Below are 13,299 nucleotides of genomic sequence, written 5' to 3' on the forward strand. Positions count from 1 at the left end.
GGACCCCGGCCGCGGCCCGTGTGGGGCGGGCCGCGACCGGGGCCCGGCTCCAGGTCCTGTGCGCAGCGGGCGGGATCCGCCGGACGGAACCTGTCCCCGTCCGGCACGGCGGCCGCCCTGCCCCGGCGGTTCGGCGCCCCGGACGGGAGCCGGTGTCAGCCCGCGGCGCACTCCTGTCCGCCGAGGCTGACGCGGGTGCCGTCCTGGGCGGCGCCCCCGCTGGTCTGGAATCCGAAGGAGATCGTCCCACCGGCCGGGACCGTGCCGTTGTAGGCGGCGTTGGCGACGGTGACGGTGCTGCCGCTCTGCGAGAAGGATCCGTTCCAGCCGTTGGCCAGGCTCACCCCGGCCGGCAGGTCGAACTGCGCGCGCCAGCCGCTGAGGGCCTGTCCGGTGCGGACGGTCACGGAGACGACCGAGCCGGTGTCCCAGCGGTTGGAGACGTTGAAGACGGCGGAGCAGTCGCCCGTGGGCGGCTCGGGGTCGTCCGGGTCGCCGGGGTCGCCGCCCGCCGCGACGAAGGCGTCGCGCAGCGCGTCGTAGGCCGGCTTGGGCCGGTAGTTCTCGTCCCAGGGGCAGGCGGCGCCCTGTCCCTCGAAGACGTCCGGCACCCAGGAGTCCCGGTCGCTGACGCCCCAGACGGTGATGCCGGAGCACCGGGAGACCGCCAGGCAGGCGTCGGCCACCGCGCGGTAGTCACGGGCCTGCTGCTGGAGCTTGGAGCTGTCGGACGGCATCTGCATCCGGATGTCCAGCTCGGTGACCGCGACCTCCAGGCCCAGGTCGGCGAAGCGCTGGAGGTTCTGCCGGATGGCGGGACCGTTGACGTTGCCGACGATGAGGTGGTTCTGGAAGCCGACGCCGTCGATCGGCACGCCCTGCGCCAGCAGGTCGCTGACCAGGCGGTACAGACCGTCGCTCTTGGCGTTGTCGAGCTCGGTGTTGTAGTCGTTGATGAACAGCTTGGCGTCCGGGTCCGCGGCGCGGGCGGCCCGGAAGGAGTCGGCGATGTAGGAGGCGCCGAGCTGCTGGTAGAACTTGCTCTGCCGCAGCGAGCCGTCCTCGTTGAACGCCTCGTTGACCACGTCCCAGCGCTGGACCTGGCCCTTGTAGCGGCTGACCTGGGTGGTGACGTGGTCGGTCATGATCTGGCGCAGCTCGTTGTTCGAGAACGACCCGTTCTGCAGCCAGCCCGGCATCTGGCTGTGCCAGACCAGGGTGTGGCCGTAGACGAGCTGGTCGTTGTCCTGGGCGAACTGGACCAGACGGTCGCCCCCGGCCCAGTTGTACTGGCCGCGCTGGGGTTCGACCGCCTCCCACTTCATGGCGTTCTCGGCGGTGACGCTGTCGAACTCGGTGCTGACGATGTCGCTGTAGGTCCCGTTGCTCAGCAGGCCGTCGTTGACGGCCGTGCCGATGAAGCGGCCGGTGGACTCGGCGACCTCGCGCAGGGAGGGGTCGGCCGCCTGGCTCGGGGCGCTGAACCCGAAGGCCAGGGCCGCGGCCGCGGCGGAGGCGGCTACGGTCGCCCGCGCTAAGCGGCGTACGGTGCTTACACGGTGTTGCCTCATGCTGGGGTGTCCCTCTCTCGACTCCCCGGAACTCTTTCCGGAAGACTGTTGGAAGGTTTCGAGGGTGCGCCGGGAACGGTAGAGCCGATGGGAACGCCCGTCAACGGTGTGCGCGTGTGGAGGAGAGAGAGCATGGGAGACGGCATGACGGACGGCGTGGTCGCCGCGGCCGGCAAGGTCGCGGAGCAGAGGATGGCATCCAAGGTGGAGCAGAAGGTCACGATCACGGCGATCGCCCAGGAGGCGGGGGTCTCGGTCCCCACGGTATCGCGGGTGGTCAACGGCCGCTCGGACGTCGCGCCCGCGACCCGGGCCAGGGTCGAGGAGCTGCTGCGGCAGTACGGCTACCGCCGCCGCACGGCCTCCTCCGGCGACCGGCCGGCCCTGATCGACCTGGTCTTCAACGATCTCGACAGCCCCTGGGCGGTGGAGATCATCCGCGGCGTGGAGGAGACCACGCACGAGGTCGGCTTCGGCACGGTGGTCTCGGCGATCCACGACCGCGCGGGCTCGGCCCGGCAGTGGATGCGCAATCTGCGGGCCCGCGCCTCCGGCGGCGTGATCCTGGTGACCTCGGTCCTGGAGCCGGTCCTCCACGAGGAGCTGCACCGCCTCGGCGTTCCGCTGGTGGTGGTGGACCCCTCCGGCTCCCCGGCCCTGGACGCGCCGACGGTGGGTGCCACCAACTGGGCCGGCGGCATGTCCGCCACCGAGCACCTGCTGGAGCTGGGCCACCGCCGCATCGGCTTCATCGCCGGGCCGCCCAGACTCCTGTGCAGCCGTGCCCGGCTGGACGGCTACCGCGCCGCGCTGGAGGCCGCAGGCGTCGGGGTGGACGACCGGCTGATGGTGCCGGGCGACTTCTACCACGAGGCCGGCTTCACCGGCTGCAACCGGCTGATGGACCTGGACGAGCCGCCCACCGCCCTGTTCGCCGCCAGTGACCAGATGGCGCTGGGCGCGATCGAGGCGCTGCGGCGGCGCGGGATGCGGGTGCCGGAGGACGTCAGCATCGTCGGGTTCGACGACCTTCCGGAAGTCCGCTGGTCCGCTCCGCCGCTGACGACGGTGCGTCAGCCGCTGGTGGAGATGGGCAAGGTCGCGGCCCGCACCGTACTGCGCCAGGCCAGGGGCGAGGAGATCGACTCCCCGCGCGTGGAACTCGCCACTGAGCTGGTCATTCGCGCCAGCACGGCACCGCTGCCCGGCTGACGCGGGCAGCGGACCGGACAACTCCATATAACGGGCGCATCACGCTGCCGGGCCTCGGGTCCCGTTTTTTGTCAGACCTGTTGACACCGCTGGAGCGCGTACGTACTTTCCCACCACCACTACCGATAATTTTCGGATTCCTTCCGGAAGGTACGCGATGCGAACAGCAGTGCAGGGCTCGGCCGCAAGAGGCCGCAAGGGATTCGGGCGGCGCCACGCCGCCGGGCTGACGGCGGCAGTACTGGCCGCCTCCGTACTCACCGCCTGCGGCAGCGGTGGGCCGGGCGAGGAGAAGGCCGGCGGGACCCTGAAGGTGTGGGTCTACCAGGACGCCTCGACCAAGGTGCAGCGCGAGGCGGTCGAGCGGTTCAACAAGACCTCCGACGTCAAGGCCGAGCTCGTCGAGGTGCCCGGCGAGGGCTACCAGGACAAGATGCGCTCTGCGATGGGCACGCCCAACGCACCGGACGTCTTCTTCAACTGGGGCGGCGGCAGCATCAGCAGCTTCGTCGAGAAGGACATGCTGGTCGACCTCACGCCCGAGATCCAGAAGGACGACAAGCTCAAGGACGCGTTCCTGCCCTCGATCCTCAACGCGGGCAAGGTGAACGACAAGATCTACGGCGTCCCGATGCGGGGCATGCAGCCGGTGGTCCTCTTCTACAACAAGGACGTCTTCGAGAAGGCCGGCGTCCAGCCGCCCGAGTCCTGGGACGACCTGCTGGAGCTGGTCGACACCTTCAAGAAGGAGGGCGTCACCCCCTTCGCGCTCGCCGGCACCGACGCCTGGACCGAGCTGATGTGGGTCGAGTACCTGCTGGACCGCATCGGCGGCGCCGAGGTCTTCCAGCGCATCCAGGACGGCGACTCCTCCGCCTGGGGCGACCCGGCCGTGCTGAAGACCGCCGAGACCATCCGCGACCTGGTGGACCGCGGGGCGTTCGGCAAGAACTACGCCTCGGTCAACTACACCGCCGACGGCGCCTCCACGCTCTTCGCCAAGGGCAGGGCCGCCATGCACCTGATGGGCAGCTGGGAGTACTCCAACCAGCAGGCCAACCAGAAGGAGTTCGCCGAGAAGGGCCTGGGCTGGACCACCTTCCCCGCGCTCCCCGACGGCAAGGGCGACCCCAAGAACGCGGTGGGCAACCCCACCAACTTCTGGTCGGTCAACTCCAAGCTGAAGGGCGACCAGCGCGAGGCGGCCCTGGAGTTCGTCAAGACCGCCGCCGAGGACTGGTACGCCGAGGCCCTGGTGGACAACGGCGACGTGCCCACCAACTCCGGTTCCGAGGACATGCTCACCGGGCACCCCGCCCCCGACTACGCCCTCTTCCAGTACGACCTGGTGCGCGACGCCCCGAACTTCACCCTCTCCTGGGACCAGGCGCTGCCGGCGCAGCAGGCCTCGCCGATGCTCACCAACATCCAGAAGCTCTTCAACAAGCAGCTCAGCCCCGAAGAGTTCGTCGACGCCATGAAGGCCCTGAAGTGAAGCAAGCACCAACCGCGTCGCCGCGCGTGGGCCGCCCGGGCATTGCCTGGGCGGTCCCCGGCGTGCTGTTCTTCGTCCTGTTCGCCGTCGGCCCGATGCTGCTGGTCGGCTATCTGTCCTTCACCGACTGGGACGGGCTCGGCGACTTCCCCTCGATCAGCGGAACGGGCAACTGGGAGCGGTTGTTCGACGACCCCACCATGCGGCAGGCCATCTGGCTGAGCGTCCTGCTCACCGGCGTGAGCTGGCTGATCCAGACGCCCGTCGCCCTGCTGCTGGGCGTGTGGTCGGCCGGCCGGCAGAAGAACCGGGCCGTCCTCAGCGCGATCTTCTTCCTTCCGCTGCTGGCCTCCTCGGTGGCGCTGGCACTGCTGTGGAAGTCGCTGCTGGACCCCAACTTCGGCCTGATCTCCGACATCGGCCCGTGGCTGGGGATCGAGGACGGCAACCTGCTCGGCACCGGTGACGGCGCCTTCGCCGCCGTCGCCTTCGTCGCCGCCTGGCAGTTCATCCCGTTCCACACCCTGCTCTACCAGGGCGGCGCCCGGCAGATCCCCAGGTCCTTCTACGAGGCCGCCTCCATCGACGGGGCGAGCACCGTGCGGCAGTTCTTCACCATCACCCTGCCGCAGCTGCGCAACACCATCATCACCTCCTCGGTGCTGATGGTCGTCGGCGCGCTGACCTTCTTCGACACCGTCCTCATCCTGACCGAGGGCGGGCCGGGAACGGACACCACGATCGTGCCCTACCTGATGTACGAGACCGGCTTCCAGGCGTACGACATGGGCTACGCCAGCGCCATCGCCACCACCTTGGTGATCGTCGCCACCGCCATCTCCCTGCTGATGGTCCGGGTCACCGGCTTCAGCAAGATGCGCAGCACCCGGGAGGGGATGTGAAGACCGCCGCCAGGCCGGAACACCGGCCCTCCCCCGCCGCGGAACGGGCCGAGAAGCCCCAGAGGCGCAACGACCGGGGCCTGCTCGGCAGGCTGCGCCGCGTCCGCAAGTGGAACATGCCCGCGGGCGTCGCCTCCGTGCTCTGGCTGGTCGTCGTCGGCCTGCCGCTGTACGTCCTGGTCCTCACCACGCTGCGGGACCGCGACTCCTACTTCGACGAGGGCGCGCTGAGCCTGCCCGGCGAGCTCACGCTCGACAACTACCGCACGGTGCTGGAGAGCGACTTCCTCACCTATCTGCTCAACACCGCGGTCGTCACGGTCGCCACCGCGGCGATCGTCATCGTGCTCTCGGTGGGTATCGGCTACACCGTGGTGCGCACCCTCAGCCGGACCTCGCAGCGGATCTTCCAGTTCTTCCTGCTGGGCCTGGCGATCCCCGCCCAGGCGGTGATCATCCCCATCTACCTGCTGATCACCGAGATGCGGCTGTACGACAGCCTGCTGGCGATCATCCTGCCCGTCTCGGCGTTCTGCCTGCCGGTGTGCGTGCTGATCCTGTCCTCCACGATGCGCGACATCGAGGAGGAGATGTACGAGTCGATGGCCCTGGAGGGAGCGAGCCAGACCCGCGTCCTGCTCCAGCTCGTCGTGCCCCTGTCCAGGGGCGGGATCTCCACCGTCGGCGTCTACGCGGCGCTGCAGGCCTGGAACAACTTCCTCTTCCCGCTGATCCTCACCCAGTCGCGCGAGAGCCGGGTCCTCACCCTCGGCCTCTACGACTACGTCGGCCAGTTCCGGGTGGACATCCCCGCGCTGCTCGCCGCGGTCGTGCTGTCGATCGTGCCGATCTTCGTCGTTTACCTCTTCGCGCGCCGTCAGCTCATCAACGGCCTCATGGGCGCCGGCGGGCGCTGAGTCCCACGGGGACGCGCGAGACACGCTGACGCCTGACAAGGAGCCTCATGCATCACCACCCCTGGCAGGACACCTCCCGACCCGTCGAGGAGCGCGCCGCCGATCTGCTGTCCCGGATGACCCTGGAGGAGAAGCTCGCACAGCTCTCCAGCGTCTGGCCGGGTTCCGAGTCCGACGGCGAGGACGTCGCCCCGCTCCAGCACGAGGTCTCCGAAACCGTCGACCTGGACGCCCTGCTGCCCCACGGCCTGGGCCAGCTCACCCGCCCCTTCGGCACCGCCCCCGTGGAGCCGGCCGAGGGCGCGCGGGCCCTGGCCGCCTTCCAGACGAAGGTCGCCGGGGCCAACCGCTTCGGCATCCCCGCCCTCGCCCACGAGGAGTGCCTGACCGGTTTCACCGCCTGGCAGGCCACCGTCTTCCCCACCCCGCTGGCCTGGGGTGCCACCTTCGACCCGGCACTGGTGCGCGAGATGGCCGCGGCCATCGGCGACTCCATGCGCTCGGTCGGCATCCACCAGGGACTCTCGCCGGTCCTGGACGTGGTGCGCGACCCGCGCTGGGGCCGCACCGAGGAATCCATCGGCGAGGACCCCTACCTGGTGTCGACGGTGGCCACCGCCTATGTGGCGGGCCTGGAGTCCACCGGCATCGTCTCCACCCTCAAGCACTTCGCGGGCTACTCCGCCTCCCGCGGCGCCCGCAACCACGGCCCCGTCTCGATCGGCCCGCGCGAGCTGGCCGACGTGATCCTGCCGCCGTTCGAGATGGCCCTGCGCGAGGGCGGGGCCCGCTCGGTCATGCACGCCTACAACGACCTCGACGGTGTCCCGGCCGCCGCCCACACCGAACTCCTCACCGATCTGCTGCGCGAGGAGTGGGGCTTCACCGGCACGGTGGTCTCCGACTACTTCGGCGTCTCCTTCCTGGAGATGGCCCACCGCGTCGCCGACTCCCCCGCCCGCGCCGCCGCCCTGGCGCTGACCGCGGGCGTGGACGTGGAGCTTCCGGGCCTGCGCTGCTACGGCGAGCCGCTGCTGAAAGCGGTGCGCTCCGGCGAGGTGCCCGAGGAACTGGTGGACCGCGCGGCGCTGCGGGTGCTGCGGCAGAAGTGCGAGCTGGGCCTGCTCGACCCCGGCTGGTCGGCCGCCCCGCCCGCAGCCCCGGCGGACACCGTGGACCTGGACCCGCCCGCGATGCGGGCGCTGGCCCGGCGCATGGCCGAGGAGTCCGTCGTCCTGCTGGACAACTCCGGCGGCGCCCTGCCCCTGCACCCCACCGCCCGCATCGCCGTGGTCGGCCCGTACGCGGACGAGCGGGCCGCCATGCTGGGCTGCTACACCTTCCCCCGGCACGTGGGCGTCGAGCACCCCGAGCTGCCCCTCGGCGTGGAGATCCCCACGCTGCTGGACGCCCTGGGCGCCGAACTGCCCGGAGCGGTCCTGACCGACTCCCCCGCCGACGCCGACATCGTCATCGCGGCGCTCGGCGACCGCTCCGGCCTCTTCGGCCGCGGCACCTCCGGCGAGGGCTGCGACGCCGCCGACCTCACCCTCCCCGACGGCCAGGCCGCGTTCCTGGACGCCCTGCTGGAGAGCACCGACAAGCCCGTGGTGCTGGTGCTGCTCACCGGCCGCCCGTACGCGCTCGGCCGGTGGGAGGGCCGCCTGGCCGCCGTCGTGCAGGCGTTCTTCCCCGGCGAGGAGGGCGGACCGGCGGTCGCCGGGGTCCTCACCGGGCGGGTCAACCCCTCCGGCCGGCTCCCGGTCAGCGTGCCGCGCGGCACCGGCGGCCAGCCGTGGACCTACCTCGTGCCGCCGCTGGGCCTCAAGGGCGACGCCAGCAACATCGACCCGACGCCGCTGTACCCCTTCGGACACGGCCTGTCCTACACCTCCTTCGAATGGGAGGCCGCGGACACGGGCGCCGGCACGCTGCCGACCGACGGCTCCGCCGAGGTACGCGTCACCGTGCGCAACACCGGCGAGCGGGCCGGCACCGAGGTCGTCCAGCTCTACCTGCACGACCCCGTGGCGCGGGTGGCCCGGCCGGTCGTCCAGATGGTCGGCTACACCCGGGTGACGCTGGAGCCGGGGCAGGCGGCCGAGGTCGTCTTCGACTTCCACGCCGACCTGGCCTCGTACACCGTGGGGCCCGGGCAGCGGGTCGTCGAGCCCGGGGCGGTGGAGCTGCGCCTGGCCGCCTCCAGCACCGATGTGCGCCACACCGTGCCGCTGACCCTGACCGGGCCGGAGCGCACCGTCGGCTTCGACCGCCGGATGACCTGCGGGGCGGAGGTCCGCGTCCTGCAGCCCTGATCCGGCCCCGAGCCGGGGCACTCGCTCCGGGGCCCTTCGAGCCGGCGCCCGTCCCGCCCCCCGGCGGGCGCCGCGCTCCTCGCCCCGGCGTCCCGTCCGGCCTGCGCTGTGCCGCGCGAAGGAGACGATCGCGCCGTCACCGTGGGACCGGGCGCGCGCCGGGGCGAGGAGTTGTGACACCGATGGGCTGGACGGGGCGGGACATCCCCGGCCTCGGCGGGCGTACCGCCGTGGTGACCGGGGCCAACAGCGGCCCGGGCCACGTGACCGCGCGTGAACCGGCCCGGCGCGACGACCGGTGTTGGGGCAACCGGCCGCCCGGCGCGGCCGGTTGTTCATGCTCCGTCAAATCGAGCTCTCTACCGTTCCACGTCGTTCGACCCCGCGCCCGACCGGCCGCGGGGCCAGACGACTTCGGTGGAGTGACCATGGAACGCCGTAACTTCCTGCGCGGAGCCGTACTCACCGGATCAGTGGCCGCCTTCGGCGGCTCCCTGTGGCGCGGAGCCTCCCACGCCGCACCCGCCCAGCCCGGCGCCGGACCCTACGGGGCCCTGCAGCCGGCCGACGCCAACGGCATCCGGCTGCCCCAGGGGTTCACCAGCCGGGTGATCGCCCGCTCCGGGCAGAAGGTGTCCGGCACCTCCTACACCTGGCACAACGCACCCGACGGCGGCGCCTGCTACGCGGACGGCGGAGGCTGGATCTACGTCTCCAACTCCGAGATCAACCCCGGCGGCGGCGCGAGCGCCGTCCGCTTCGACTCCTCCGGCGCGATCACCGGCGCCCACCGCGTCCTGTCCGGCACCCGGCAGAACTGCGCGGGCGGCAAGACCCCGTGGAACACCTGGCTGTCGTGCGAGGAGGTCGACCGCGGCTACGTCTACGAGACCGACCCGTGGGGCGTGATGCCCGCCGTGCGCCGGGACGCCATGGGCCGCTTCAAGCACGAGGCCGCCGCCGCCGACCCGGTGCGCAAGGTGGTCTACCTGACCGAGGACGTCTCCGACGGCTGCCTCTACCGCTTCCGCCCCACCGTCTGGGGCGACCTGTCCTCGGGGACGCTGGAGGTGATGACGGGCGGCTCCGGCACCTCCGGATCCATCGGCTGGGCCCGCGTCCCCGACCCGTCGGCCGCCTCCACCGCCACCCGCCACCAGGTCTCGGCCGCCAGGCACTTCAACGGCGGCGAGGGCTGCCACTACGCCGACGGCACCTGCTGGTTCACCACCAAGGGCGACGGCCGGGTGTGGCAGCTCGACGCGGCGAGCGACACGATCGAGCTGGCCTACGACGACTCCCTGGTCTCCGGCGGCGCACCGCTGACGGGCGTGGACAACGTCACCGCCTCGTCCTCGGGCGACCTGTTCGTCGCCGAGGACGGCGGCAACATGGAGATCTGCGTGATCACCCCGGACGACGTGGTCGCGCCCTTCCTGCGGATCGGCGGCCAGTCCTCCTCGGAGATCACCGGTCCGGCCTTCTCCCCCGACGGCTCCCGGCTGTACTTCTCCAGTCAGCGCGGCACCAGCGGCCGCAGTTCGGGCGGCATCACCTACGAGGTGCGCGGCCCGTTCCGCTCCTGAGCGCGGGCGGACGCGTCGCGGGCCGCCTTCGGCCCCGGGCTCGGCCTCCGCGACGAGAGGGCGGCGGACTCCTCGGCCTCCGCCGAGGCGGAGGCGATGCCGCGCAGTTCCTCGGAGGCGGGCCCGGCCGACTCCTCCGTGACCGCGGAGGGAGAGGGCGAGGGGCCGCCGCCCGCCTCCCGGTCCGCGCTCCCGGAGCAGGCGGACAGCGCTAACGCGACGGGGACGGCGAGCGCGGCGGCTCGGGCACGGCGGGTACGTACGGTGTGGTCTCCTAACGGGCGGTCAGCGGTCAACTGTCGCGCCGACCAAAGGAGTTCACCGGCCGGGGCCACCCTCCGACCGTACGCCATGCCGCCGGGGCCGCCGTGCGCGCACCGGGGTGGCGGGGTGCGCGCACGGCGGGGCCCGGTCATCCGGGGAGGGGTGTCACCCGAAGGGGACGGTCAGCACCGAGCCGGAGCCGACCCGGAGCTTCGCCTCGCCGTCGCCGATCACGCCCCAGACCTCGACGCGGACCGTTCCGCCCCGCAGGTCGCCCAGGCTGCCCGAGGCCGACTTCAGGCCGGCGCGGGAGGCCTCGTACTCCTCCCAGCCGTCCACCGGGTCGGTGGCGAAGTAGCGGTAGGTCTCCACCCGGTCGAAGGTGCCGTCGCCGGTCAGGTCGTACGACACCCTCGCCTGCTGTCCGAGTCCGACGGCCGTGCCCGCGTCCACCTTCAGGCGGAAACCGGTGGTGCCGCCGGGCTCGTATGCGCCGTCGACGTTCCCGATCTCGTAGACCAGCGGCCGGTGGGGGGTGCCGTCGTGGTTGGCGCCGCCCGCCGAGGCGATGGTGTCGGCCGACGCGGTGGCGGCCTCGGTGGTGCTCAGCGTCCCGCCGGAGCGCAGGTGGAAGGTGTCGCCGGTGGCGGGCGGGTCCTGCGGGTCGCCGGGGTCGCCCGGATCCGCCGTGCCGGTGCCGGTGGCCGTGGAGCGGGCCGGGACGGTCAGCTTCCCGCCGTCGGAGAACGTCACGGTCACCGCCGAACCGGAGTGGTTGTGGGCGACGTAGGTGCGGGTGCCGTCCTTGGCGAAGACCGCGGCGGTCGGGCTGTCGGCGGTGACGGAGGTGTCGGGGGCGCCGATCGCGTCCAGGGTGGTGACCCAGTGGTAGGTGTGGGCCCTGCTCTCGCCCGCCTCCGGCTCGTACCCGCCGTTCTGCGCGTCCCAGGCGGCCTTGCCCTTGGCAGGGTCGGCCAGTGCCTGGAACTCCCAGAAGATGTCGCGCCACTCCACGGCCGGGCCCCCGTTGGCCTTCTCCATCTCGGCGATGCTGCGCCGGATGGCGTCCTTGTTGCGGGCCAGGTGGAGGGAGCCGCCGGTCACGGGGAGGACGTTGATGCCGTGGATCTCCTCGGGGTTGGCCGTCCACCAGGTGGAGTAGGCGCCGCCACTGCCCCAGACCATGCCAACGACGTCGTGGCCGAAGTCCTCGGGGTAGACCTCCCGGTCGGCGTCGAACCAGTACTGGGCGATGGCCTCGGACTCGGTGGTCAGCAGGTAGACGCCCAGGTCCCGCAGGGAGTCGTCGCCGGTGGCCGATCCCCACAGGACCAGCCCGGCGCTGAGGTTGACCGACTCCGAGGAGGACTCCTGGTTGTTGCCCGCGGCGAAGCCGGCGTGCCCGGCGGCCCAGCTGTGGCCGGCGTAGACGTCGAAGCCGCGCAGGAAGGGGAACAGCTCGTCGGTACGGCTGGGGTTGGCGGCGTCCCTCACCAGGGTCTTGACCATCCCGCCCCACTCGGAGTCGGCCGCCCAGGCCCGGTCGTACTGGGCCACGATGGCGGCTGCCATCACGTAGTACGAGTAGTGGAAGTGGTGGTCGTTGAGTTCCTTGTCGCTGCCGTAGGAGGCGGGGTAGCCGATGAGGGTGCGCCAGTCGCGGTCGTAGGAGAACTCCGAGGCCCCGCCGACGGTGAACCACTCCTGGAGCCGCCCCTTGATCAGGCCGAGCAGCTTGTCGCGCAGGCCCGTCTCGCCGATCCGGTCGGCGACCGGCACCAGCTGGGCGAGCTTGCCCAGCTGCTTGCCCGTCCAGTAGGTGTCGGTGGCGCCGTCGAACGGATCGGCGGCGTTCGCGACCTGTTCGATGTAGCCCTTGAGCCTGGCCTCGTCCACGGCGTCCGGCACGGGCAGGCCGGGCAGTACGCCGGTGACCTTCTGGGAGGTGGTGAAGGACGCGCCCTCGCGGACCTTCATCTCACCGCGCGGCGAGGCGTAGGTCCAGCCGGTCAGGGCGTCGGAGGTGTGCAGCCACTGGTGGCGGTAGAGGGCCTGGAGGGTACCGCGCTCGCCGCCCTCCTTGGCCGTCGTGGTCAGGGTGTAGGTGGCCTTCATCCGGCCGGCGGCCTCGTCGTAGTCCCAGGCCACCTTGGAGCCGGTGACGAAGCTGAAGGCGTACTTGCGGAAGGTGGCCAGTGCGTCCTGGCTGGGCAGGACGGCCAGCGAGAAGTAGTCCCTGCCGCCGAGGTTCGCGCGGATGTCGGTGCCGGAGACGGTCCAGTCGCTGCCGGAGGGGGCGAACAGCGCGTAGTGCCGGCCGCCGATGGTGATGCCGAGCACGTTGCCGTCGTCGGCGAAGACGTCCGGGGTACTCGCGGCGGAGATCCGCGCGGCGCCGCCGCTGCCCTGCGCGTACACGTACGGCAGGCCGTGGCCGATGGTGGCGCGCAGGGTGCGGGAGCCGTCGGACCAGTAGGGGGTGACGGTCCAGTCGCTCCATCCGTCCGCCTTGGCGTCGGGGGAGTTCAGGCCGGCGAGGCCGAGGGTCAGGTCGCGCTTGTGCGTGAACTCGTACTGGCGGCCCTCGCCCACGACGGCGTGCGAGACGGGGTAGCCGACCTCCAGGCCGCCGGAGACGGCCCGGTAGGTGAGGGGGTGGCCGTACATGTTCTCGGAGTACGGGTTGTCGGGGTAACGCTGGAAGGCCAGGGAGGACCACCAGTCGTTGGTGGGCACCGGCCTGTCCGCCGCGGCCGCGGTGACCTTGGGCTTCACCGGCGCCCCGGCGTTGTTCTCCGGCCCGGCGGCCCCCGCGGGGCGGGTGTCGCTGTAACCGCCCCGGCCGACGGGGACGGTGGCTGCCTGGGCGGTGTCCGCCCCGACGGCGCCGAGGCCGGTGGCGACGGCCGCCGTGGCCGCCACCGCCGCCAGCAGCGCGGCGGGACGTCTGCGGAATCTCATGAACGGCTCCTGTGGGGGGTGTGCGTGGAGGTTTGTGAGAGCGCTCTCAGATCCCGGCAACGTAGATTTCGCCTGA

At 71.8% G+C, this 13,299-nt stretch carries 8 protein-coding genes; 6 read left to right on the plus strand and 2 right to left on the minus strand.

Annotation, left to right across the window (positions count from 1 at the left end):
* Positions 1-155 precede the first annotated feature (155 nt).
* Positions 156-1,571: an endo-1,4-beta-xylanase gene (locus IQ279_RS23260; RefSeq protein ID WP_206351136.1), complete on the minus strand. Its 1,416-nt coding sequence runs from the start codon at positions 1,569-1,571 to the stop codon at positions 156-158.
* Positions 1,572-1,763: 192 nt separating this feature from the next.
* Here IQ279_RS23260 and IQ279_RS23265 point away from each other — a divergent pair, with 192 nt between their 5' ends.
* The 6 genes from IQ279_RS23265 to IQ279_RS23290 all read left to right on the plus strand — a co-directional run bounded on the left by IQ279_RS23265 (position 1,764) and on the right by IQ279_RS23290 (position 9,998).
* Positions 1,764-2,783 (plus strand): LacI family DNA-binding transcriptional regulator, encoded by a 1,020-nt coding sequence (locus tag IQ279_RS23265; RefSeq protein ID WP_206351185.1) that lies wholly within the window; start codon positions 1,764-1,766, stop codon positions 2,781-2,783.
* Positions 2,784-2,940: 157 nt separating this feature from the next.
* Positions 2,941-4,278: an ABC transporter substrate-binding protein gene (locus IQ279_RS23270; RefSeq protein WP_206351137.1), complete on the plus strand. Its 1,338-nt coding sequence runs from the start codon at positions 2,941-2,943 to the stop codon at positions 4,276-4,278.
* Complete coding sequence (locus IQ279_RS23275) at positions 4,275-5,180, plus strand: carbohydrate ABC transporter permease (RefSeq protein WP_307792496.1); 906 nt, start codon at positions 4,275-4,277, stop codon at positions 5,178-5,180. Before IQ279_RS23270 ends, IQ279_RS23275 begins: the two co-directional genes overlap by 4 nt.
* Positions 5,177-6,097 (plus strand): carbohydrate ABC transporter permease, encoded by a 921-nt coding sequence (locus IQ279_RS23280; protein WP_372445217.1) that lies wholly within the window; start codon positions 5,177-5,179, stop codon positions 6,095-6,097. Before IQ279_RS23275 ends, IQ279_RS23280 begins: the two co-directional genes overlap by 4 nt.
* A gap of 47 nt (positions 6,098-6,144) precedes the next feature.
* Positions 6,145-8,412, plus strand: a complete 2,268-nt coding sequence (locus tag IQ279_RS23285) for a beta-xylosidase/alpha-l-arabinosidase (RefSeq protein WP_206351139.1) — start codon at positions 6,145-6,147, stop codon at positions 8,410-8,412.
* A gap of 428 nt (positions 8,413-8,840) precedes the next feature.
* On the plus strand, positions 8,841-9,998 hold the full coding sequence (locus IQ279_RS23290; protein ID WP_206351141.1) for an alkaline phosphatase PhoX: 1,158 nt from the start codon (positions 8,841-8,843) through the stop codon (positions 9,996-9,998).
* A gap of 429 nt (positions 9,999-10,427) precedes the next feature.
* On the opposite strand, the gene IQ279_RS23295 is transcribed toward IQ279_RS23290, so the two are convergent.
* Positions 10,428-13,223 carry a glycosyl hydrolase gene (locus tag IQ279_RS23295; protein WP_206351143.1) on the minus strand — a complete coding sequence of 932 codons (2,796 nt, stop codon included), beginning with the start codon at positions 13,221-13,223 and terminating at the stop codon, positions 10,428-10,430.
* Positions 13,224-13,299 lie beyond the last annotated feature (76 nt).

Source organism: Streptomyces verrucosisporus (assembly GCF_017114865.1).
GTDB classification, from domain to species: domain Bacteria; phylum Actinomycetota; class Actinomycetes; order Streptomycetales; family Streptomycetaceae; genus Streptomyces; species Streptomyces fenghuangensis.